Origin of the sequence: Cronobacter sp. HA18003 (genome assembly GCF_011605905.1) — a bacterium.
GTDB classification, from domain to species: Bacteria; Pseudomonadota; Gammaproteobacteria; order Enterobacterales; family Enterobacteriaceae; genus Cronobacter; species Cronobacter sakazakii.
On sequence record NZ_JAANQO010000011.1, the window covers coordinates 70,760 to 92,446 of the forward strand.

A 21,687-nucleotide genomic window follows, 5' to 3' on the forward strand; every position below is an offset into this window, starting at 1 on the left:
CTATGCACGAGAATCAACAACCACAGAACGAGGCTTTTGAGCTGAGTGCGGCAGAGCGTGAGGCGATTGAGCACGAGAAGCACCACTACGAAGACCCGCGTGCGGCGTCCATTGAAGCGCTGAAAATCGTTCAGAAGCAGCGTGGCTGGGTGCCGGACGGCGCTATCTATGCGATAGCGGAAGTCCTGGGCATTCCGGCGAGCGACGTCGAAGGGGTCGCTACCTTCTACAGCCAGATCTTCCGCCAGCCGGTGGGCCGTCACGTGATTCGCTACTGCGACAGCGTGGTGTGCCATATCACTGGCTATCAGGGCATTCAGTCCGCGATTGAAAAACACCTGAGCATCAAACCGGGCCAGACCACGTTTGACGGACGCTTCACCCTGCTGCCGACCTGCTGCCTTGGCAACTGCGACAAAGGGCCGACCATGATGATTAATGAGGACACTCATAGTTATCTGACGCCGGAAGGGATCCCTGAACTTCTGGAGCAGTACAAATGAAACAGATAATTCGTACTGCCGAAACGCATCCGCTGACGTGGCGTATGCGCGACGATAAGCAGCCGGTCTGGCTTGAAGAATACCGCAGCAAAAACGGCTACGAAGGCGCTCGTAAGGCGCTCACCGGCATGGCGCCGGATGAAATCGTCAATGCCGTGAAAGACGCGGGCCTGAAAGGGCGCGGCGGCGCGGGCTTCTCGACCGGTCTGAAATGGAGCCTGATGCCGAAAGACGAATCCATGAACATCCGTTACCTGCTGTGTAACGCCGATGAAATGGAGCCGGGCACCTATAAAGACCGCATGCTGATGGAACAGCTGCCGCACCTGCTGGTGGAAGGCATGCTGATCTCTGCGTTCGCGCTGAAAGCGTACCGTGGTTACATCTTCCTGCGCGGCGAGTATATCGAAGCCGCCGAGCGTCTGCGCCGCGCTATCGCGGAAGCGACCGAAGCGGGCCTGCTGGGTAAAAACATTCTCGGGTCAGGGTTCGATTTTGAACTCTTCGTGCATACCGGCGCGGGCCGCTACATCTGCGGTGAAGAGACGGCGCTTATCAACTCGCTGGAAGGCCGTCGCGCCAACCCGCGTTCCAAGCCGCCGTTCCCGGCATCCAGCGGTGTGTGGGGTAAACCGACCTGCGTTAACAACGTAGAAACCCTGTGCAACGTGCCGGCCATTCTCGCCAACGGCGTGGAGTGGTATCAGGGCCTGTCGACCAGCGAAGACAAAGGCACCAAGCTGATGGGCTTCTCCGGGCGCGTGAAAAACCCGGGCGTCTGGGAACTGCCGTTTGGCACTACCGCGCGTGAAATCCTCGAAGAATACGCGGGCGGCATGCGTGACGGCCTGAAATTCAAAGCCTGGCAGCCGGGCGGCGCGGGAACAGACTTCCTGACCGACGCGCATCTCGATCTGCCGATGGAATTCGCCAGCATTGGTAAAGCGGGCAGCCGTCTCGGCACCGCGCTGGCGATGGCCGTCGACCACGAAATCAATATGGTGTCGCTGGTACGTAACCTGGAAGAGTTCTTTGCGCGCGAGTCCTGCGGCTGGTGTACGCCATGCCGTGACGGGCTGCCGTGGAGCGTTAAAATCCTGCGCGCGCTGGAGCGCGGCGAAGGGCAGCCGGGGGATATCGAAACCCTGGAGCAGCTCTGCCGCTTCCTGGGGCCGGGTAAAACGTTCTGCGCCCATGCGCCAGGTGCCGTAGAGCCACTTCAGAGCGCCATTAAATATTTCCGTGACGAATTCGAAGCGGGCATTAAGCAGAGCCCCGGCAACACCCGTGCCATCAATGGTATTCAGCCGAACCTGCTCAAGACGCGCTGGTAAAAGCATTTTGATTAACGCCTGGCTCGCGCCAGGCCAACTGGAAGCATGCTGACTATGGCTACGATTCATGTAGACGGCAAAGAATATGAGGTAGACGGCGCGGACAACCTGCTGCAGGCGTGTCTGTCGCTCGGCCTCGATATTCCTTATTTTTGCTGGCATCCGGCGCTGGGTAGCGTCGGTGCCTGCCGCCAGTGCGCGGTGAAGCAATATCAGAACGCGGAAGATACCCGTGGTCGCCTTGTGATGTCCTGCATGACGCCGGCATCCGATGGCACCTTTATTTCTATTGATGACGACGAAGCGAAACAGTTCCGTGAAAGCGTTGTGGAGTGGCTGATGACCAACCACCCGCACGACTGCCCGGTCTGTGAAGAGGGCGGCAACTGCCACCTGCAGGATATGACCGTAATGACCGGCCATAGCTTCCGTCGCTACCGTTTCACCAAACGTACTCACCGTAATCAGGATCTGGGGCCGTTCATCAACCATGAGATGAACCGCTGCATCGCCTGCTATCGCTGCGTGCGTTACTACAAAGATTACGCTGACGGCACCGATCTCGGCGTGTACGGCGCGCATGACAACGTCTATTTCGGTCGCCCCGAAGACGGTACGCTTGAGAGCGAATTCTCCGGTAACCTGGTCGAAATTTGCCCGACCGGCGTTTTCACCGATAAAACGCACTCCGAGCGCTACAACCGTAAATGGGACATGCAGTTTGCGCCGAGCATTTGCCAGCAATGCTCGCTGGGCTGTAACACCAGCCCTGGCGAACGTTATGGCGAACTGCGCCGCATTGAAAACCGCTACAACGGTACCGTTAACCACTACTTCCTGTGCGACCGCGGTCGTTTCGGTTACGGCTACGTCAACCTGAAAGATCGCCCGCGTCGTCCGGTGCAGCGCCGTGGCGATGACCTGATCACCCTGAACGCCGAACAGGCGATGCAGGGTGCGGCGGATATTCTGCGCCAGTCGAAGAAAGTGATTGGTATCGGCTCCCCGCGCGCGAGCGTCGAAAGCAACTTCGCGCTGCGTGAACTGGTCGGTGCGGAAAACTTCTATACCGGCATCGCGGCGGGTGAGCAGGAACGTCTGCAACTGATGCTGAAAGTGCTGCGTGACAGCGGCATCCGCACACCAGCGCTGCGTGAGATTGAATCTTACGATGCCGTGCTGGTGCTGGGCGAAGACATCACCCAGACCGGTGCGCGCGTGGCGTTGGCGGTACGTCAGGCGGTGAAAGGCAAAGCGCGTGAAATGGCGGCGGCCCAGAAAGTGGCTGACTGGCAGATCGCGGCCATCCTGAACATCGGCCAGCGCGCCAAACATCCGCTGTTTGTGACCAACGTTGACAGCACCCGTCTGGACGACATCGCCGCGTGGACTTATCGCGCGCCGGTGGAAGATCAGGCGCGTCTCGGTTTTGCCATCGCCAACGCGCTGGATGCCGCATCGCCTGCGGTGGAAGGGCTGGATCGCGATCTGCAAAACAAAGTAGACGTGGTTGTGCAGGCGCTGGCAGGCGCGAAGAAGCCGCTGATTATCTCCGGCACCAACGCCGGTAGCGTGGAAGTGATTCAGGCGGCCGCGAACGTGGCGAAAGCCCTGAAAGGCCGCGGCGCGGATGTCGGCATCACCATGATCGCCCGCGCGGTTAACAGCGTCGGTCTCGGCATGATTGGCGGCGGTTCACTTGACGACGCGCTGAACGAGCTCGAAACCGGCAATGCTGACGCCGTCATCGTGCTGGAAAACGATCTGCACCGTCACGCCTCGGCGGCACGTGTGGATGCAGCGCTGGCGAAAGCGCCGCTGGTGATGGTGATTGACCATCAGCGCACCGCGATTATGGATCACGCGCACCTTGTGCTCTCCACCGCGAGCTTCGCCGAAAGCGACGGTACGGTCATCAACAACGAAGGCCGCGCGCAGCGCTTCTTCCAGGTCTATGACCCGTCGTACTACGACAACACCGTGACCATGCTGGAAAGCTGGCGCTGGCTGCATTCGCTGCACAGCACGCTGGAAAACCGTCATCCGGACTGGACGCAGCTTGATCATGTGATCGACGCCTGCATCGAAAAACTGCCGCACCTGGCGGGCATTAAAAACGCCGCGCCGGACGCGACGTTCCGCATCCGCGGCCAGAAACTGGCGCGCGAACCGCATCGTTACAGCGGTCGCACCGCGATGCGCGCGAACATCAGCGTTCACGAGCCGCGTCAGCCGCAGGATAAAGACACCATGTTCGCCTTCTCCATGGAAGGGAACAACCATCCGGACGCGCCGCGTTCTCAGGTGCCGTTCGCCTGGGCACCGGGCTGGAACTCCCCGCAGGCCTGGAACAAATTCCAGGACGAAGTGGGCGGCCACCTGCGTCATGGCGATCCGGGCGTGCGCCTCATTGAGGCGGGCGAGGGCGCTATCGATTACTTCACGACCATACCGCAGCGTTTCGCGCCGCAGGATGGTCAGTGGCGTATCGCGCCTTACTACCATCTGTTTGGCAGCGACGAGTTGTCGCAGCGCTCACCGGTCTTCCAGAGCCGCATGCCGCAGCCGTACATCCGCCTGAATCCGGCTGATGCCGCGAAGCTTGGCGTCAATGCGGGGGCGAAGGTCTCCTTCAATTATGAAGGCCAGACTATCACGCTGCCGTTGCAGTTGTCGGAAGGGCTGACGGAAGGGCAGGTCGGTCTGCCGATGGGCATGCCGGGCATCGCGCCTGTCATGGCTGGCGCTCGTCTTGAAAATCTGCAGGAGGCTGCGCAATGAGTTGGTTGACACCGGATGTTATTGAGATCCTGCTCAGCATCCTGAAAGCGGTGGTCATTCTGCTGGTGGTTGTGAGCTGCGGCGCGTTCATGAGTTTTGGCGAGCGTCGTCTGCTCGGCCTCTTCCAGAACCGCTACGGGCCGAACCGTGTAGGCTGGGGCGGTTCGCTCCAGCTGGTCGCGGACATGATCAAGATGTTCTTTAAAGAGGACTGGATCCCGCGCTTCTCCGACCGCGTTATCTTTACGCTGGCACCGATGATCGCGTTTACCTCGCTGCTGCTGGCGTTCGCGATTGTGCCTGTCAGCCCGACCTGGGTCGTGGCGGATCTCAATATCGGGATCCTCTTCTTCCTGATGATGGCGGGCCTTGGCGTTTACGCGGTGCTGTTCGCAGGCTGGTCGAGCAACAACAAATACTCGCTGCTGGGCGCAATGCGCGCCTCCGCGCAGACGCTGAGCTACGAAGTGTTCCTCGGCCTCTCGCTAATGGGTGTTGTCGCTCAGGCCGGGTCGTTCAATATGACCGACATCGTGAACAACCAGGCGCATCTCTGGAACGTTATCCCGCAGTTCTTCGGCTTTATCACTTTCGCTATCGCGGGCGTAGCGGTGTGTCACCGTCACCCGTTTGACCAGCCGGAAGCGGAGCAGGAGCTGGCTGACGGTTATCACATCGAATATTCCGGCATGAAGTTCGGTCTGTTCTTCGTGGGCGAATATATCGGGATTGTGACTGTTTCTGCGCTGATCGTGACGCTGTTCTTCGGCGGCTGGCAGGGCCCCTGGTTACCGCCTTTCATCTGGTTCGCGCTGAAAACCGCGTTCTTCATGATGATGTTTATTTTGATTCGCGCCGCATTACCGCGTCCTCGTTATGACCAGGTAATGTCCTTCGGCTGGAAAGTGTGCCTGCCGCTGACGCTTATCAATCTGCTGGTAACCGCGGCTGTCATTCTCTGGCAGACAGCGGCATAAGGGGTGAGAAAACCATGACATTGAAAGACATAGTGGTTGGTTTCGGCACCCAACTACGCAGTATCTGGATGATTGGCCTGCACGCGTTTTCCAAACGCGAAACGCGTATGTATCCGGAAGAGCCGGTTTATCTGCCGCCGCGCTACCGCGGCCGTATCGTGCTGACGCGCGATCCGGACGGTCAGGAGCGTTGTGTGGCCTGCAACCTCTGTGCGGTCGCCTGTCCGGTGGGCTGTATCTCTCTGCAAAAAGCGGAGACGGTAGACGGTCGCTGGTATCCGGAGTTTTTCCGCATCAACTTCTCACGCTGTATTTTCTGCGGCATGTGCGAAGAGGCCTGCCCGACCACCGCTATCCAGCTGACGCCGGATTTCGAGCTGGGCGAGTTCAAGCGCCAGGATCTGGTGTATGAAAAAGAGGACCTGCTGATCTCCGGTCCGGGCAAATACCCGGAATATAACTTCTACCGGATGGCGGGTATGGCAATCGACGGCAAAGATAAAGGCGACGCGGAAAACGAAGCCAAACCTATCGACGTCAAAGGCCTGTTACCTTAAGGAGTCAGGAATGGAATTCGCTTTTTATATCTGCGCCCTTGTGGCGGTCCTGACCACCGCCCGGGTGATCACCCACAGCAATCCGGTACAGGCGCTGCTGTACCTGATTATCTCGCTGCTGGCGATCGCAGGCGTCTTTTTCTCACTCGGCGCTTACTTCGCCGGTGCGCTGGAGATCATCGTCTACGCAGGCGCCATCATGGTGCTCTTCGTGTTCGTGGTCATGATGCTCAACCTCGGCGATTCCGTGGTGCGTCAGGAGCGCGAATGGCTCAAACCGCAAATCTGGATTGGCCCTGGCATTCTCTCGGCGGTTCTGCTGGTGGTGATTGTCTACGCCATTCTGGGCGTTAACGATCAGGGCATTGAAGGCAACCCGATTAGCGCCAAAGCCGTTGGTAAAGACCTGTTCCAGACTTACGTACTGGCGGTCGAACTGGCTTCCATGCTGTTACTGGCAGGCCTGGTCGTGGCCTTCCATCTTGGCCGTGAAGAGAAAGCGGGCGATGTGGTAAGCGTGCGCGGCGGTGCTCCGTCGGACGCGTCGAAAAGAAAAACGGAGGAGCGCGCATGATCCCGTTACAACATGGACTGATCCTGGCGGCTATTCTGTTCGTCCTGGGTCTGACCGGTCTGGTTATCCGTCGCAATCTGCTGTTTATGCTGATTGGGCTGGAAATCATGATTAACGCCGCCGCGCTGGCCTTCGTGGTCGCGGGCAGCTACTGGGGTCAGACCGACGGTCAGATAATGTATATCCTGGCGATTAGCTTAGCCGCAGCAGAAGCCAGTATCGGCCTTGCGCTGCTGCTGCAACTCCATCGTCGTCGCCAGAACCTGAATATCGATTCAGTAAGTGAGATGCGTGGATGAACCTGCTCGCATTAACCATTATTTTGCCATTGATTGGCTATATTCTGCTCGCCTTCTCCCGTGGTCGCTGGTCGGAAAACCTCTCCGCGACGGTTGGGGTCGGCTCTGTGGGACTGGCGGCGCTGGTCACCGCTTACGCTGGCATTGATTTCTTTAATAACGGCAAGCAGGCGTTTTCTCTGCCGCTGTGGACCTGGATGTCAGTTGGCGATTTCAACATCGGTGTTAACCTGGTGCTGGACGGTCTTTCGTTGACGATGCTCTCCGTGGTCACCGGCGTGGGCTTCCTGATCCACATGTTCGCGTCCTGGTATATGCGCGGCGAAGAGGGCTATTCCCGCTTTTTCGCGTACACCAACCTGTTTATCGCGAGCATGGTTGTGCTGGTGCTCTCCGATAACCTGCTGCTGATGTACCTCGGCTGGGAAGGCGTGGGCCTGTGCTCCTATCTGCTGATCGGTTTCTACTACACCGATCCGAAGAACGGGGCCGCCGCGATGAAAGCGTTTGTCGTGACCCGTGTGGGTGACGTCTTCCTCGCTTTCGCGCTGTTCATTCTCTACAACGAACTGGGTACGCTGAACTTCCGTGAAATGGTTGAACTGGCACCGCAGCATTTTGCCAATGGCAATGAAATGCTGCGCTGGGCGACGCTGATGCTGCTTGGCGGCGCGGTCGGTAAATCCGCACAGCTTCCGCTGCAGACCTGGCTTGCGGACGCGATGGCAGGCCCGACGCCGGTTTCCGCGCTTATCCACGCGGCGACCATGGTGACCGCGGGCGTTTATCTGATCGCCCGTACCCACGGCCTGTTCCTGCTGACGCCGGACGTGTTGCATCTGGTTGGTATCGTTGGTGCCATTACGCTGGTGCTGGCGGGCTTCGCCGCGCTGGTGCAGACCGACATCAAACGTGTTCTCGCGTATTCCACCATGAGCCAGATTGGCTACATGTTCCTGGCGCTTGGCGTTCAGGCATGGGATGCGGCGATTTTCCATCTGATGACGCACGCGTTCTTTAAAGCGCTGCTGTTCCTCTCGTCCGGCTCCGTCATTCTGGCGTGCCATCACGAGCAGAACATCTTCAAAATGGGTGGCCTGCGTAAATCCATTCCGCTGGTTTACGCCTGCTTCCTGGTGGGCGGCGCGGCCCTTGCTGCTCTGCCGGTCGTGACCGCAGGCTTCTATAGTAAAGATGAAATTCTGTGGGGTGCTGCTGCCAACGGTCATAACTACTTAATGCTGGCGGGTCTGGTTGGCGCGTTCCTGACGTCCATCTACACCTTCCGCATGATTTTCATCGTGTTCCACGGCGAAGAAAAAATTCACGCACACGCCGGGAAGGGGATCACTCATCATCTGCCGCTTATCGTGCTGCTGGTGCTTTCGACCTTTGTCGGCGCGCTGATTACGCCGCCGCTGGCGGGCGTATTGCCGGAAAACCACTTCGGTCACGAAGGCAAAATGGCGCTGGAAATCACCTCGGGCGTGGTAGCGATTGTCGGTATCCTGATCGCCGCCTGGCTGTGGCTTGGCAAACGCACGCTGGTTACCGCCGTCGCCAAAAGCGCGCCGGGTCGTTTCTTCGGTACCTGGTGGTATCACGCCTGGGGCTTCGACTGGCTGTATGACAAAGTCTTCGTTAAGCCTTTCCTGGGTATCGCCTGGCTGCTGCAACGCGATCCGCTGAATGCGCTGATGAACATTCCGGCCATCCTTTCCCGCTACGCAGGCCGCGGTCTGCTGCTGAGCGAGAACGGTTACCTGCGCTGGTATGTCGCATCCATGAGCGTCGGTGCGGTAGTCGTACTGGTGTTGCTGATGGTGTTGCGTTGATTCATAAGTGAATTTTAAAAGAATTCGTTGAAAATCAAGTCCGAAAGGACAGGCGTTATCAGCGAAGCCACCGTGGAGACTCTCTGCGCGCAGCGGGATTCACGGTGGCGAGTAAGATAGCCTGAGCTGGACTTAAACAAGGAACAAAAATCGCCATGTTACTACCCTGGCTAATACTGATTCCCTTTATCGGCGGCTTCCTGTGCTGGCAGACCGAACGCTTCGGCGTCAAGGTGCCGCGCTGGATTGCGCTGATTACGATGGGACTGACGCTGGCGCTCGGCCTGCAACTCTGGTTGCAGGGCGGCTACTCCCTGACGCAATCCGGTGAGTTTCCGAAGTGGCAGGACCAGTTCATTCTCGACTGGATCCCGCGCTTTGGGATCACCATCCATTTAGCCATCGACGGGCTGTCGCTGCTGATGGTGGTACTGACGGGACTGCTCGGCGTGCTGGCGGTGCTCTGCTCCTGGAATGAAATTGAGAAATATCAGGGCTTCTTCCATCTCAACCTGATGTGGATCCTGGGCGGCGTGATTGGCGTGTTCCTCGCCATCGACATGTTCCTGTTTTTCTTCTTCTGGGAAATGATGCTGGTGCCGATGTACTTCCTGATTGCCCTGTGGGGCCATAAGGCATCGGACGGTAAAACGCGTATCACCGCGGCGACCAAGTTCTTCATCTATACCCAGGCGAGCGGTCTGGTGATGTTAATTGCCATCCTGGCGCTGGTATTTGTGCACTACAACGCCACCGGCGAGTGGACGTTCAACTACGAACGCCTGCTGAAAACGCCGATGTCTCACGGTGTCGAATACCTGCTGATGCTGGGCTTCTTCATCGCGTTTGCGGTGAAAATGCCGGTGGTGCCGTTGCACGGCTGGCTGCCGGACGCGCACTCCCAGGCACCGACCGCAGGCTCCGTTGACCTCGCGGGTATTCTGCTGAAAACCGCGGCCTATGGTCTGCTGCGCTTCTCGCTGCCGCTGTTCCCGAACGCCTCTGCCGAATTCGCGCCAATCGCGATGTGGCTTGGCGTAATCGGTATTTTCTACGGCGCGTGGATGGCCTTCACCCAGTACGACATCAAACGTCTTATCGCATACACCTCCGTTTCCCATATGGGCTTTGTGCTGATCGCCATCTACACCGGTAGCCAGCTCGCTTATCAGGGTGCGGTGATTCAGATGATCGCTCACGGTCTTTCCGCGGCGGGTCTGTTTATTCTGTGCGGCCAGCTCTACGAACGTCTGCATACTCGCGATATGCGCCAGATGGGTGGCCTGTGGAGCAAAATCAGATGGCTGCCGGCGCTGTCGATGTTCTTTGCCGTGGCGACGCTCGGTATGCCGGGCACCGGTAACTTCGTCGGCGAATTCATGATCCTGTTCGGCAGCTTCCAGGTGGTCCCGGTGATTACCGTCATCTCGACCTTCGGTCTGGTGTTCGCGTCCGTTTACTCACTGGCGATGCTGCATCGCGCGTACTTCGGTCAGCCGAAGAGCGAGGCGGCGCGTCAGGAGATTCGCGGCCTGTCGCCGCGCGAGCTGTTTATGATCCTGCTGCTGGTGGTGCTTCTGGTACTGCTGGGCTTCTATCCCCAGCCAATTCTGGATACATCCCATTCGGCGATGAGCAATATTCAGCAGTGGTTTACCGATTCTGTTTCAACTACAAGGCCGTAATTCGCCATGACAATAACTACTCAACAATTGATCGCGCTGCTACCGCTGCTGATCGTCGGATTGACGGTGGTAGTTGTGATGCTCTCCATTGCGTGGCGACGTAATCACTTCCTCAATGCCACGCTGTCCGTTGTTGGCCTGAACGCCGCGCTGCTGTCGCTGTGGTTCGTGGGTCAGGCGGGCGCGATGGACGTCACGCCGCTGATGCGCGTGGACGGTTACGCCATGCTGTATACCGGCCTGGTGCTGCTGGCGAGCCTCGCCACCTGTACCTTCGCCTATCCGTGGCTGCAGGGCTACAACGATAACAAGGAAGAGTTTTATCTGCTGGTGCTGATCGCCGCACTGGGCGGTATTCTTCTGGCGAACGCCAATCATCTGGCATCGCTGTTCCTGGGTATCGAGCTTATCTCTCTGCCGCTGTTTGGTCTGGTCGGTTATGCGTTCCGTCAGAAACGCTCGCTGGAAGCGGCGATCAAATACACCATTCTGTCTGCCGCAGCGTCGTCTTTCCTGCTGTTTGGTATGGCGTTGGTCTATGCGCAGTCCGGCAGCCTGTCGTTTGTGACGCTCGGTAAGAGCCTCGCGGACAACATGCTGAGCGAGCCGCTGCTGCTGGCGGGTCTGGGCCTGATGATTGTCGGTCTCGGCTTTAAGCTCTCTCTGGTGCCGTTCCATCTCTGGACGCCGGATGTCTACCAGGGCGCGCCTGCGCCGGTTTCCACTTTCCTGGCGACCGCGAGCAAAATCGCTATCTTCGGTGTGGTGATGCGTCTGTTCCTCTATGCGCCGGTAGGTGACAGCGAGGCGGTGCGCGTGGTGTTAGGTGTTCTGGCCTTCGCCTCCATCCTCTTCGGTAACCTGATGGCGCTGACCCAGACCAACATTAAGCGTCTGCTCGGTTATTCATCCATCTCCCATCTGGGCTACCTGCTGGTCGCGCTAATTGCGCTGAAAAGCGGCGATATGTCGATGGAAACCGTGGGCGTTTACCTGGCGGGTTATCTCTTCAGCAGCCTCGGCGCGTTTGGCGTGGTGAGCCTGATGTCCAGCCCGTATCGCGGTCCGGACGCGGATTCGCTCTACTCCTACCGAGGCCTGTTCTGGCACCGTCCGATTCTCTCGGCCGTAATGACCGTGATGATGCTGTCGCTGGCGGGTATCCCGATGACGCTCGGCTTTATCGGTAAATTCTACGTGCTGGCCGTCGGCGTGCAGTCCAACCTGTGGTGGCTGACCGGTGCGGTAGTCGTGGGTTCGGCGATTGGTCTCTACTACTACCTGCGCGTGGCAGTGAGCCTGTACCTGAACGCGCCGCAGCAGCTCAACCGCGATGCGCCGTCCAACTGGGCATACAGCGCGGGCGGTGTCGTGGTGCTGATTTCCGCACTGCTGGTGCTGGTGCTGGGTGTCTGGCCGCAGCCGCTGATTACGCTGGTGCAGCTGGCGAAACCACTGATGTAAGCCTTGTGCTTAAGATAAAAACCGCCGTTTACCGGCGGTTTTTTTATGGGCGCTATACCGTGATGGTCAGGAAATCTTCCGCCAGCTCGCTTGCCGGGAAAATGGCCTGGCATTCGGCGAGCAGCCGCTGACACTCTTCCGCGCTATAGCGTGAACTAAAGTGCGTCATCAACAGGCGCTTCGCGCCCGCGTCTCTGGCCACCTCAGCCGCCTGCTGTGTGGTCGAGTGCCCGCGTCCGTTAGCTTTCTCCGCCATAGCCGCTTCAAGCGTGGTTTCATGGACCATCACATCCACATCGCGGGCAAGCGTAACCGCCTGTGGCGTCGGGCCGGTATCGCCGAAAATCGCTATTTTTTTGCCGGGGCGGGGCGCGCTCAGGTAATCTGCGCCGCACACCGTGCGCCCGTCAGCAAGCGTCACCGTCTCGCCGCGCTTGAGCTGCTGGAACAGCGGCCCTGGCATAACGCCCGCCGCTTTAAGGCGCGCCGCGTCCAGCGCGCCGGGTTTATCCTGCTCCTCGATCCGGTAGCCGTAACATTCCACCGGATGCGTCAGCGGGTACGCGGTCACGGTAAGCTCGCCATCGTCCAATAGCTGCCCTTCGGTAATCTCATGCACGTTTAATGGGTAGCTGGTCCAGGAGCCGCTCAGACGTAGCGTGGTTTCGACAAATTCCGCGATGCCCTTTGGGCCGTAAATCTCAAGCGGCGTCTCACAGCCCGCCATGGAGCGGCTGCACAGCAGGCCCGGCAGCCCGAAGATATGATCGCCGTGCAGGTGCGTGATAAAAATTTTCTCTATTTTGCCGGGGGTGGCCGTGGCGCGCAGCATCTGGTGCTGGGTGCCTTCGCCGCAGTCAAAAAGCCACAGCCCGGAGCGATTGTTTTGCGGGTTCAGGACAATGGCCGTCACGTTGCGGGTGGTGGACGGCAGCCCGGCGCTGGTGCCTAAAAATGTCAGTTCCATGAGGAATTTACTCTGTACGATTGCGCGAAAGCTTTTAGTATAACGAGGAAAGCCGCACACACCGGAGCCCAATATGATCGACTGGCAGGATAAACATCACGCCGAGCTGGATGTCCCGACGCTGTACGCGCTGCTGAAGCTGCGCTGTGAAGTATTTGTGGTTGAACAAACGTGTCCTTATCTGGATGTGGACGGCGAAGATCTGGTGGGCGAAAACCGTCATCTGCTGGCCTGGCGCGATAATCAGCTGATTGCTTATGCGAGGATTCTGAAAAGTGACGATCCATATGCGCCGGTCGCGATAGGGCGGGTTATTGTTTCAGGTGCCGCACGGGGTGAAAAGCTGGGTGTTGAACTCATGAAACGCGCGGTTGAGAGCTGCGAGCGCAACTGGCCGGAAAGCCCGCTATACCTGAGCGCACAGGCGCATCTGCAGGCGTTTTACGCACAATTTGGTTTTGTCCCGGCCACGGAGATCTACGACGAAGACGGCATCCCGCACGTCGGGATGCGGCGCGAACCGCGTCCAGGCAAAAAAGCGTGAGTGTGTCTATAGTTAGCAAACCGGTAACTTGATAACACGGAGACCAGTTATGCCTTTATCTTCACAACCTTATGAAACGCGTGTCGACGATGACCTGACTCTGCTGAGCGATACTCTGGAAGAGATCCTGCGCTCGTCCGGCGATCCAGCGGATCAAAAGTATGTTGAACTGAAAGCGCGTGCCGAGCAGGCGCTGCATGACGTAAAAAACCGCGTCAGCACCGCGTCCGACAACTACTACTTCCGCGCCAAACAGGCGGTCTATCGTGCCGATGACTATGTGCATGAAAAACCGTGGCAGGGCGTTGGTATCGGTGCCGCCGCAGGTCTGGTGCTGGGCCTGCTGTTAGCCCGTCGTTAATCCTCCGCACATCGCGCACCGGCGCATCCGTTTCGGGTGCGCCATTTTTTTTGCGCGCAAAGCCCTGTAGAATGCAGGGTTTTAAGCAGAGGAAAGGAAACCTGTGAATACCCTCGCCGCCGCGCAGGCGTTGGCTGAAAAGGCGCTTGCGGACGTGCCTGATGCGCCCGGTCTCTGCCGTTGCGCGTTTGAATTTTCCCCTGAATTTTACGATTTACTCGCCTGGCTTGGCGCGCAGCCAGGGTTTCCGCAGTTTTACTGGCGCTCTCGTGAAGGCAATGAAGAGGTTGCCACGCTTGGTGCGGCATGCACATTCTCAAGTCTCGACGAGGCGCAGGCGTTTTTACACAAGCATGCGGATACACCAGGCCTTCGTGTCTGGGGGCTGAACGCGTTCGATCCCCAAAATGGGCTTTTTTTCCTGCCGCGCCTGGAGCTGCGCCGGGAGGACGATCGCGCCTGGCTGATAGTGAACATTTATAGTGCCTGCTCACAATACAAAGCGGCGCAGGCGTTAAAGCCGCTTATCCACAACCTGCAACCAGCGCGGCACACGCTGTTGCAACGCCCGCCGCGCCGCGTCAGCCGATGTGATATTCCGCAGGCGCAGCAATGGGCGCAACTGGTTGGCGCGGCGACACACGCTATTGAGCGCGGCGATTTCGCTAAAGTGGTGCTGGCGCGCGCCACCGATCTGCGTTTTCTCGCGCCACCGGACGCGACGGCGCTGATGGCCGCCAGCCGCGAGGCTAATCACCACTGCTACCACTTTTATCTGGCCTTCAGCGCGCGCGAGGCGTTTCTTGGCTCGACGCCGGAGCGCTTGTGGCGGCGCAATGGGCTGGCGCTGGATACCGAGGCGCTGGCGGGTACGGTGGAAAATCTTCCCGACGACAGTCAGGCGCAGGCGCGCGCCATCTGGCTGCTGAATGATGATAAAAATCGCCGCGAAAATGCGCTGGTGGTGGAAGACATTCGCGCGCGCCTGGCGCCGATTGCGCACAGCATCACAACGCGGCTGCCGGAGGTGATGCGGCTGCGGCGGGTGCAGCATCTCCGGTGTGCGATGACCGCGCGCCTTTTCGCGCCCGATGACGCCGCATGCCTGCATCAGTTACAGCCTACCGCCGCAGTGGCCGGACTGCCGCGCGAGGCGGCGCGCCGTTTTATCGCTGAGCACGAACCGTTTGAGCGGGAATGGTATGCGGGCTCTGCCGGGTATTTGTCGATGGAGCAGTCAGAGTTTTGCGTCAGCCTGCGCTCGGCGCGCCTGAAGGACGAAACAATCCGTATTTACGCGGGTGCCGGGCTGGTGGCGGGCTCGCAGGCCGCGCTGGAGTGGCAGGAGATCGAGAACAAAGCGGCGGCGCTGCTCACGCTTCTGACTTCATGAGCCGAGCCACAACCCGACCCATATCAAAATTCGATTCCGACGAGGCTTTATAATAAACCGGCTAAATTGATACCGGACAAGCTTATGTCGACAAGCACGTTTAACCGCCGCTGGGCGGGCGTCATTCTCGAAGCGCTGAGCCGCCACGGCGTGCGCCATCTTTGCATCGCGCCGGGCTCGCGTTCCACGCCGCTGACGCTCGCCGCCGCGCAACATCCGGCGTTCACGCCGCATACGCACTTCGATGAGCGCGGTCTTGGCCATCTGGCGCTCGGGCTTGCCAAAGCAAGCGGCGAGCCGGTGGCGGTGATTGTCACGTCCGGTACGGCAGTGGCGAACCTTTATCCCGCGGTGATAGAAGCCGGGCTGACGGGCGAAAAACTGGTGGTGATCACCGCCGACCGTCCGCCGGAGCTGATTGACTGCGGCGCGAACCAGGCGATTCGCCAGCACAGCATTTTTGGCTCACACCCCGCCGCCACGCTCGATTTACCGCGCCCCACGCCCTCCATTCCCGCCGCCTGGCTTATCAGCGCCATCGATGAAACGATGGGCGCGCTCGCGGCAGGCGCGCTGCATATCAATACACCATTCGCCGAACCGCTCTATGGCGAGCTGGACGAAACCGATCTTACGTGGCAGCAGGCACCAGGCGAGTGGTGGCAGACGACAACACCCTGGCTGCGCTATGAGAAAATACAGGCGGTCAGCGCGCAGGCGGACTGGCCTTTCTGGCGCGAACAGCGCGGGGTCGTGCTGGCAGGCAGGCTGACGGCGCAGGAGGGCGAAGCCGTTGCGCAGTGGGCGGCGCGTCTTGGCTGGCCGCTCATTGGCGATGTGCTCTCGCAAACCGGCCAGCCACTGCCATGCGCCGATCTCTGGCTCGCGCACCCGCGTGCCGCCGCGCTGCTCGCGCAGGCGCCGGTTGTCGTTCAGTTTGGCGGCAGCCTGACCGGCAAGCGCGTGTTGCAGTGGCAAAGCGAATGTCGCCCGCAGGAGTACTGGGTTGTTGACCCGCTGCCAGGGCGGCTTGATCCGGCACACCACCGCGGGCGTCGGATTGTGGCGGATATCTCCGCCTGGCTTGAACAGCATCCGGCGCACCCCATGATGCCATGGGATGAGCCGCTGGAAGGGCTGGCGGCGCAGACGCAGCGTATTGTGGCGCGCGAACTCACTGAGTGGGGCGAGGCGCAGGTGGCGCACCGCCTGCCGGAACTGCTGCCGCCAGACGGCCAGCTCTTTCTCGGCAACAGCCTGACGGTGCGGCTGGTGGATGCGCTGGCGCAGTTGCCTGCCGGTTACCCGGTCTATGGTAACCGCGGCGCGAGCGGCATTGACGGGCTGGTTTCTACCGCGGCGGGCGTACAGCGCGCCACCGGAAAACCCACGCTTGCCGTGCTGGGCGATCTCTCCACGCTTTACGATCTCAACGCGCTGGCGCTCCTGCGCGACGCGCCCGCGCCTTTCGTGCTGATTGTCGTGAACAACAACGGCGGGCAGATTTTTTCCATGCTCCCGACGCCCGCCCGCGAGCGCGAAAAATTTTACTGTATGCCGCAAAACGTCTGTTTTGCGCCCGCGGCGGCGATGTTTTCGCTGAACTACGACGCGCCGGAGAGCCTGGCCGCGCTTAAAGAGGCGGTGACGCGCGCGTGGCGTTCATCGGTCGCCACAGTCATTGAACTGCGCGTCCCGGAAACCGCCGGTGCGCAGGTATTCTCGCGTTTACTCAAAGCGGTGTGCGCCTGATGCCGCTGACCGCGTATTTTCAGCCCGCCCGTGCTGCCGCGCGGGGCACTGTCGTCTGGCTGCACGGTTTTCTTGGCGACCATCGGGAATGGCAGACGGTCGCCGCGGCCTGCGTTGAGCATAACCATCTGTTTATCGATCTGCCGGGCCACGGCGGCTCGGCGCATCTTTGCGCCGTTGATTTTGCGCACGTGAACGAACAGCTTATCGCAACGTTAAATAGTTACAACATACTTGAATACTGGCTGGTGGGTTACTCGCTCGGCGGGCGGATAGCGATGTTTCACGCCACGCAGGGGAATACGCCCGGCCTGCGAGGGCTTGTGGTTGAGGGTGGCCATCCGGGGCTTCTGAATGCCGATGAGCGCGATGCGCGTTTCGTTGCGGATAAACAGTGGGCGCAGCGGTTTCACGATGAACCGATTGAAACGGTGCTGGACGCCTGGTATCGCCAGCCCGTTTTCGCCACGCTGACAGATGCACAGCGCCAGGAATTAATCACGCTGCGCGCCTGCAATGCACCCACTGCCCTGGCCACGATGCTGGAAGCCACATCGCCTGGCCGCCAGCCGCCGCTGTATGAGCCTTTAGCGCGGCTTTCAGTACCATTTCATTACCTGTGCGGGGAGCGCGATGCAAAATTTCGCGCGCTCGCCGCCACGCTCAATGTGCCTTTGCATCTCATTACTGGCGCGGGCCACAACGCACACCGGGAAAACCCGGCTGCGGTGGCCTGCTGTCTTAACGCGATTTTGCGCCCCTAACGGAGAACTCCCATGATCTATCCTGATGAAGCGATGCTTTATGCGCCTGCCGAATGGCTCGACTGTTCGGAAGGCTACACCGACATTCGCTACCACAAATCCACTGACGGCATCGCTAAAATCACCATCAACCGTCCGCAGGTGCGCAACGCGTTTCGCCCGCTCACCGTTAAAGAGATGATCCAGGCGCTGGCCGATGCGCGCTATGACGATAATATCGGCGTGATTATCCTCACCGGTGAAGGTGAAAAAGCCTTTTGCGCGGGCGGTGACCAGAAAGTGCGCGGCGACTACGGCGGCTATCAGGACGACTCCGGCGTGCATCATCTCAACGTGCTCGATTTCCAGCGTCAGATCCGTACCTGCCCGAAACCGGTGGTGGCGATGGTCGCGGGCTTTGCGATTGGCGGCGGCCACGTACTGCATATGATGTGCGATCTAACCATTGCGGCGGAAAACGCCGTCTTCGGCCAGACCGGCCCGAAAGTCGGTTCGTTTGACGGCGGCTGGGGAGCGTCCTATATGGCGCGCATCGTCGGCCAGAAAAAGGCGCGTGAAATCTGGTTTCTGTGCCGTCAGTACGACGCGCAGCAGGCGCTGGATATGGGCCTGGTGAATACCGTCGTTCCGCTGGCGGAGCTTGAGAGAGAAACGGTGCGCTGGTGCCGCGAAATGCTGCAAAACAGCCCGATGGCGCTGCGCTGCCTTAAAGCGGCGCTCAACGCCGACTGCGACGGTCAGGCGGGGCTTCAGGAGCTGGCAGGCAACGCCACCATGCTTTTCTACATGACCGAAGAGGGGCAGGAAGGACGCAATGCGTTCAACCAGAAGCGCCAGCCAGATTTCAGCAAATTCAAGCGTAACCCATAATGCGTGCGGCTCAGCTTTATCGTTATCAGGTGCCGATGGACGCAGGCGTGGTGCTGCGGGAGCGGCGCCTGAAAACCCGCGACGGCCTGCTGGTGCGCCTTTCTGACAACGGACGCGAAGGGTGGGGAGACATTGCGCCGCTGCCGGGGTTTAGCGACGAGACGCTGGACGCGGCGCTGTCTGCCGCGCGCGACTGGCTCCGTGCCTGGCAGCGTGGCGACGCACAGCCGCTGCCGGAGGTGGCAAGCGTCGCGTTTGGTTTAAGCATGGCGCAGGCGGAGCTTCACGGCACGCTGCCCGTGGCCGCGAATTATCACACCGCGCCGCTGTGTACGGGCGATCCGGATGAACTCTTCGCACGCCTCGCCGGGCTGACCGGCAAGAAAGTCGCCAAAGTTAAAGTGGGGCTGTATGAGGCGGTGCGCGACGGCATGGTGGTCAACCTGCTGCTGGAGGCGATTCCCGATCTCACGCTGCGTCTTGACGCGAATCGCGCCTGGACGCCGCTGAAAGCGCAGCAGTTCGCGAAATACGTTAACCCGGCGTACCGTTCGCGCATCGAATTTATCGAAGAACCCTGCAAAACCCCTGACGATTCCCGCGCGTTCGCCGCCGAAACCGGTATCGCCATCGCCTGGGATGAAAGCCTGCGCGAACGCGATTTTTCCATTACAGCCGAGCCAGGCCTGCGGGCGGTGATTATCAAACCGACGCTCACCGGCAGTCTGCAAACGGTACAGCAGCAGGTGGCGCAGGCTCATGCGCAGTGTCTGACGGCGGTCATCAGTTCCTCCATTGAGTCAAGCCTGGGGCTGACCCAGCTCGCGCGGCTTGCCGCCTGGCTGACGCCGGGTGTCACGCCGGGGCTCGATACGCTCGCGCTGATGCAGGCTCAACTGGTGCGCCCGTGGCCGGGCAGCCCGCTGCCGTGCTGGCCTGTGGATGCGCTGGAGCCGCTGCTGTGAGTCTCTTCGACTGGCCTTGGCGTCATTGGGCAAGCATGAGGCCGCATGACATCGCGCTGCGCGCCGACAGTGGCGATATCACCTGGCGCGCGCTCTGCAAGCGGATTGATGCTCTTGCTGCAGGGTTTCATCAGCAGGGCGTGCGCGACGGCGACGGCGTGGCGGTGTGCGCGAAAAACAGCGAACGAACGCTGCTCGCCTGGCTTGCGCTGTTACAGTGCGGCGCGCGTATTCTGCCGCTAAACCCGCAACTGCCGGCACCGTTAATCAACGCGCTGCTGCCGTCGCTCACGTTGCGGTATGCCGTTTGTATCGGTGATGCGCCCGCGTTGCCGTGCCTTACGTTGCTCGACTGGCGCGAGCCTGCGGCGACGCATGCCGCTACGTGGCAGGCGGATCGCCTGGTATCCATGACGCTAACGTCCGGCTCCAGCGGCCTGCCGAAAGCCGCCGTTCATACGGCGTTCGCACACCTGGAGAGCGCGAGGGGCGTGCTGAGCCTGATCCCGTTTCATGCCGCCGACTGCTGGCTGCTCTCGCTGCCGCTGTTTCATGTCTCCGGTCAGGGAATATTCTGGCGCTGGCTGCGGGCAGGCGCGCAGCTGGCGGTACGTGATTCCCTGCCGCTTTACGAGGCGCTGGAAGGCTGCACGCACGCCTCGCTGGTGCCGACCCAGCTCTGGCGGCTGTTAACGATGCCGGAGCGTCGCCTGAGCCTCAAAGCGGTGTTGCTCGGTGGTGCTGCGATCCCGGTTGCGCTGACGCAAGCGGCGGCACAGCGGGAGATCGCCTGCTGGTGCGGCTACGGGCTGACGGAGTTTGCCTCGACGGTGTGCGCGAAACGCGCCGATGGCGAGGCTGATGTAGGTGTGCCGCTGCCGGGACGCGAGGTGATGCTCGCAGGCGATGAGATCTGGCTGCGTGGCAGCAGCATGGCCGCTGGCTACTGGCGTGACGGCGCGCTGGTGCCGCTCACCAATGCGCGGGGCTGGTTCGCCACCCGCGACCGCGGCGCGTGGCGCGACGGCAAATTACTGGTGCCCGGACGGCTGGATAATCTTTTTTTCTGCGGTGGGGAAGGCGTTCAGCCGGAGGCGGTCGAGCGCGTGCTGAGCCAGCATCCGCAGGTGCGGCAGGCGTTTGTCGTCCCGCTGGAGGATGACGAGTTCGGCGCGCGGCCGGTGGCAGTCATCGAGTGTGAGGCGTCATTTGAGCCACAGGCGCTGCGCCTGTGGGCAAGCGATAAGCTGGCGCGATTTGAGCAGCCGGTTGCCTGGCTTCGGCTGCCGGAGACGCTTAAAAACGGCGGGATTAAAATTTCCCGCCGGGCGCTACGCGACTGGGTAAACCAGCAGGCGATTGCGGATTCAGGGACGCTGGATATTCACTAGCTGCTTCGTATGCCAGCGACTCAACGCGAACACGGTAGTGAGCGCGCCAAGCAGGGCGCAAAACATATCCGACTGGGTGTCCCAGGGATCGCCCTGGGTGCCGAGAAAGTCATCGGCACCTTGTCCCAGCGCCAGCGCCGACCACCATTCGATTAATTCGTAAACGGCGCTAATCGCCAGCGCGATACAGCAGACCACGAAGGCGAGCATTTTACGACCGTGAACGTAGCCGCCGCGCAGCAAAATCTCCCGTGCCGCCAGCGCCGGCACCAGACCCTGAAAAAAGTGTCCCAGTTTGTCGTAAGGATTGCGGCTTAATCCCAGCCACGCCTGAACGTCAAAACCGATGGGCACTTTCGCGTAGGTGTACATACCGCCGACCATCAAAATGATGGCATGGAAGAAAATCAGTACGTAAAGCAGCGGCGTTAACGGATAGCGCGAGTGTGTGGCCAGTAGCAGTGGAACGATAATAATGACCGGCGTCACTTCCATAAGCCAGGTGAGTTTGTCTTTGGCGCTGATGCCGGTGTAAATCAGGATCAGGGCCAGCACCAGCGCTGCGAAGGTTAACGCCGTACGAGATGATGTGACGGTCATAATGATCTGCCAGAAATGTAAAACGCTAACTATCGGGCAGATATGGCGAAAATACAACGTCTTCCCTCGCT

Annotated in this window: 20 protein-coding genes; 18 read left to right on the forward strand and 2 right to left on the reverse strand. The window is 60.0% G+C overall.

Translation table 11 applies throughout. The features are described from left to right. The first annotated feature begins 2 nt into the window (after window positions 1–2). The 10 genes from nuoE (at window position 3) to nuoN (ending at window position 12,009) form a co-directional block, all read left to right on the forward strand. A complete protein-coding gene (nuoE, locus tag G6041_RS01385) occupies window positions 3–503 on the forward strand; it encodes an NADH-quinone oxidoreductase subunit NuoE (protein WP_012124159.1) in 501 nt (166 codons plus the stop codon). Then, window positions 500–1,837 (forward strand): NADH-quinone oxidoreductase subunit NuoF, encoded by a 1,338-nt coding sequence (gene nuoF / locus G6041_RS01390; protein WP_004388651.1) that lies wholly within the window; start codon window positions 500–502, stop codon window positions 1,835–1,837. Before nuoE ends, nuoF begins: the two co-directional genes overlap by 4 nt. 54 nt (window positions 1,838–1,891) lie before the next feature. After that, window positions 1,892–4,618 carry an NADH-quinone oxidoreductase subunit NuoG gene (gene nuoG / locus G6041_RS01395; protein ID WP_041460690.1) on the forward strand — a complete coding sequence of 909 codons (2,727 nt, stop codon included), beginning with the start codon at window positions 1,892–1,894 and terminating at the stop codon, window positions 4,616–4,618. Next, on the forward strand, window positions 4,615–5,595 hold the full coding sequence (gene nuoH / locus G6041_RS01400) for an NADH-quinone oxidoreductase subunit NuoH (protein WP_004388258.1): 981 nt from the start codon (window positions 4,615–4,617) through the stop codon (window positions 5,593–5,595). The genes nuoG and nuoH overlap by 4 nt, the downstream gene beginning before the upstream one ends. Window positions 5,596–5,609: 14 nt before the next feature. Further along, the gene (gene nuoI / locus G6041_RS01405) at window positions 5,610–6,152 is read left to right on the forward strand and encodes an NADH-quinone oxidoreductase subunit NuoI (RefSeq protein ID WP_004388259.1); all 543 of its coding nucleotides are present in this window, start codon (window positions 5,610–5,612) and stop codon (window positions 6,150–6,152) included. Window positions 6,153–6,162: 10 nt separating this feature from the next. Further along, window positions 6,163–6,726 carry an NADH-quinone oxidoreductase subunit J gene (gene nuoJ / locus G6041_RS01410; RefSeq protein WP_084999135.1) on the forward strand — a complete coding sequence of 188 codons (564 nt, stop codon included), beginning with the start codon at window positions 6,163–6,165 and terminating at the stop codon, window positions 6,724–6,726. Beyond that, window positions 6,723–7,025 carry an NADH-quinone oxidoreductase subunit NuoK gene (nuoK, locus tag G6041_RS01415; RefSeq protein WP_004388260.1) on the forward strand — a complete coding sequence of 101 codons (303 nt, stop codon included), beginning with the start codon at window positions 6,723–6,725 and terminating at the stop codon, window positions 7,023–7,025. The genes nuoJ and nuoK overlap by 4 nt, the downstream gene beginning before the upstream one ends. Continuing rightward, window positions 7,022–8,860 carry an NADH-quinone oxidoreductase subunit L gene (gene nuoL / locus G6041_RS01420; RefSeq protein WP_012124161.1) on the forward strand — a complete coding sequence of 613 codons (1,839 nt, stop codon included), beginning with the start codon at window positions 7,022–7,024 and terminating at the stop codon, window positions 8,858–8,860. The genes nuoK and nuoL overlap by 4 nt, the downstream gene beginning before the upstream one ends. Window positions 8,861–9,015: 155 nt before the next feature. Beyond that, window positions 9,016–10,545, forward strand: a complete 1,530-nt coding sequence (gene nuoM, locus G6041_RS01425) for an NADH-quinone oxidoreductase subunit M (RefSeq protein WP_004388262.1) — start codon at window positions 9,016–9,018, stop codon at window positions 10,543–10,545. A gap of 6 nt (window positions 10,546–10,551) precedes the next feature. Further along, the gene (nuoN, locus tag G6041_RS01430) at window positions 10,552–12,009 is read left to right on the forward strand and encodes an NADH-quinone oxidoreductase subunit NuoN (RefSeq protein WP_012124162.1); all 1,458 of its coding nucleotides are present in this window, start codon (window positions 10,552–10,554) and stop codon (window positions 12,007–12,009) included. 52 nt (window positions 12,010–12,061) lie between these two features. Here the strand turns inward: nuoN and rnz are convergent, their stop codons facing one another. Continuing rightward, on the reverse strand, window positions 12,062–12,976 hold the full coding sequence (gene rnz / locus G6041_RS01435; protein ID WP_004388264.1) for a ribonuclease Z: 915 nt from the start codon (window positions 12,974–12,976) through the stop codon (window positions 12,062–12,064). Window positions 12,977–13,049: 73 nt separating this feature from the next. On the opposite strand from rnz, the gene G6041_RS01440 reads away from it, so the two are divergent. The 8 genes from G6041_RS01440 to menE all read left to right on the forward strand — a co-directional run bounded on the left by G6041_RS01440 (window position 13,050) and on the right by menE (window position 21,016). Beyond that, window positions 13,050–13,520: a GNAT family N-acetyltransferase gene (locus G6041_RS01440; RefSeq protein ID WP_012124163.1), complete on the forward strand. Its 471-nt coding sequence runs from the start codon at window positions 13,050–13,052 to the stop codon at window positions 13,518–13,520. A gap of 49 nt (window positions 13,521–13,569) precedes the next feature. After that, a complete protein-coding gene (gene elaB, locus G6041_RS01445) occupies window positions 13,570–13,881 on the forward strand; it encodes a stress response protein ElaB (RefSeq protein WP_004388266.1) in 312 nt (103 codons plus the stop codon). 103 nt (window positions 13,882–13,984) lie between these two features. Then, the gene (menF, locus tag G6041_RS01450) at window positions 13,985–15,274 is read left to right on the forward strand and encodes an isochorismate synthase MenF (protein ID WP_012124165.1); all 1,290 of its coding nucleotides are present in this window, start codon (window positions 13,985–13,987) and stop codon (window positions 15,272–15,274) included. An 84-nt stretch (window positions 15,275–15,358) separates the two neighbouring features. After that, window positions 15,359–17,026, forward strand: a complete 1,668-nt coding sequence (gene menD / locus G6041_RS01455) for a 2-succinyl-5-enolpyruvyl-6-hydroxy-3-cyclohexene-1-carboxylic-acid synthase (protein WP_012124166.1) — start codon at window positions 15,359–15,361, stop codon at window positions 17,024–17,026. Beyond that, window positions 17,026–17,790 carry a 2-succinyl-6-hydroxy-2,4-cyclohexadiene-1-carboxylate synthase gene (gene menH, locus G6041_RS01460; RefSeq protein WP_012124167.1) on the forward strand — a complete coding sequence of 255 codons (765 nt, stop codon included), beginning with the start codon at window positions 17,026–17,028 and terminating at the stop codon, window positions 17,788–17,790. The genes menD and menH overlap by 1 nt, the downstream gene beginning before the upstream one ends. Window positions 17,791–17,802: 12 nt before the next feature. Further along, complete coding sequence (gene menB / locus G6041_RS01465; RefSeq protein WP_012124168.1) at window positions 17,803–18,660, forward strand: 1,4-dihydroxy-2-naphthoyl-CoA synthase; 858 nt, start codon at window positions 17,803–17,805, stop codon at window positions 18,658–18,660. Further along, window positions 18,660–19,625 carry an o-succinylbenzoate synthase gene (gene menC, locus G6041_RS01470; RefSeq protein WP_012124169.1) on the forward strand — a complete coding sequence of 322 codons (966 nt, stop codon included), beginning with the start codon at window positions 18,660–18,662 and terminating at the stop codon, window positions 19,623–19,625. The genes menB and menC overlap by 1 nt, the downstream gene beginning before the upstream one ends. After that, window positions 19,622–21,016: an o-succinylbenzoate--CoA ligase gene (gene menE / locus G6041_RS01475; RefSeq protein ID WP_041460429.1), complete on the forward strand. Its 1,395-nt coding sequence runs from the start codon at window positions 19,622–19,624 to the stop codon at window positions 21,014–21,016. The genes menC and menE overlap by 4 nt, the downstream gene beginning before the upstream one ends. Here menE and G6041_RS01480 read toward each other — a convergent pair. Further along, the gene (locus tag G6041_RS01480; RefSeq protein WP_012124171.1) at window positions 20,993–21,616 is read right to left on the reverse strand and encodes a DUF2238 domain-containing protein; all 624 of its coding nucleotides are present in this window, start codon (window positions 21,614–21,616) and stop codon (window positions 20,993–20,995) included. The two genes, menE and G6041_RS01480, sit on opposite strands and share 24 nt — an antisense overlap. Window positions 21,617–21,687: the final 71 nt, after the last annotated feature.

Coding starts and splice junctions, on each gene's coding strand:
- G6041_RS01440 (WP_012124163.1), top strand. CDS start 13,050: ATGATCGACTGGCAGGATAAACATCACGCCGAGCTGGATGTCCCGACG.
- nuoH (WP_004388258.1), top strand. CDS start 4,615: ATGAGTTGGTTGACACCGGATGTTATTGAGATCCTGCTCAGCATCCTG.
- nuoN (WP_012124162.1), top strand. CDS start 10,552: ATGACAATAACTACTCAACAATTGATCGCGCTGCTACCGCTGCTGATC.
- menD (WP_012124166.1), top strand. CDS start 15,359: ATGTCGACAAGCACGTTTAACCGCCGCTGGGCGGGCGTCATTCTCGAA.
- nuoI (WP_004388259.1), top strand. CDS start 5,610: ATGACATTGAAAGACATAGTGGTTGGTTTCGGCACCCAACTACGCAGT.
- rnz (WP_004388264.1), bottom strand. CDS start 12,976: ATGGAACTGACATTTTTAGGCACCAGCGCCGGGCTGCCGTCCACCACC.
- nuoL (WP_012124161.1), top strand. CDS start 7,022: ATGAACCTGCTCGCATTAACCATTATTTTGCCATTGATTGGCTATATT.
- menB (WP_012124168.1), top strand. CDS start 17,803: ATGATCTATCCTGATGAAGCGATGCTTTATGCGCCTGCCGAATGGCTC.
- nuoG (WP_041460690.1), top strand. CDS start 1,892: ATGGCTACGATTCATGTAGACGGCAAAGAATATGAGGTAGACGGCGCG.
- nuoM (WP_004388262.1), top strand. CDS start 9,016: ATGTTACTACCCTGGCTAATACTGATTCCCTTTATCGGCGGCTTCCTG.
- menH (WP_012124167.1), top strand. CDS start 17,026: ATGCCGCTGACCGCGTATTTTCAGCCCGCCCGTGCTGCCGCGCGGGGC.
- nuoF (WP_004388651.1), top strand. CDS start 500: ATGAAACAGATAATTCGTACTGCCGAAACGCATCCGCTGACGTGGCGT.
- elaB (WP_004388266.1), top strand. CDS start 13,570: ATGCCTTTATCTTCACAACCTTATGAAACGCGTGTCGACGATGACCTG.
- menC (WP_012124169.1), top strand. CDS start 18,660: ATGCGTGCGGCTCAGCTTTATCGTTATCAGGTGCCGATGGACGCAGGC.
- nuoJ (WP_084999135.1), top strand. CDS start 6,163: ATGGAATTCGCTTTTTATATCTGCGCCCTTGTGGCGGTCCTGACCACC.
- G6041_RS01480 (WP_012124171.1), bottom strand. CDS start 21,616: ATGACCGTCACATCATCTCGTACGGCGTTAACCTTCGCAGCGCTGGTG.
- nuoK (WP_004388260.1), top strand. CDS start 6,723: ATGATCCCGTTACAACATGGACTGATCCTGGCGGCTATTCTGTTCGTC.
- nuoE (WP_012124159.1), top strand. CDS start 3: ATGCACGAGAATCAACAACCACAGAACGAGGCTTTTGAGCTGAGTGCG.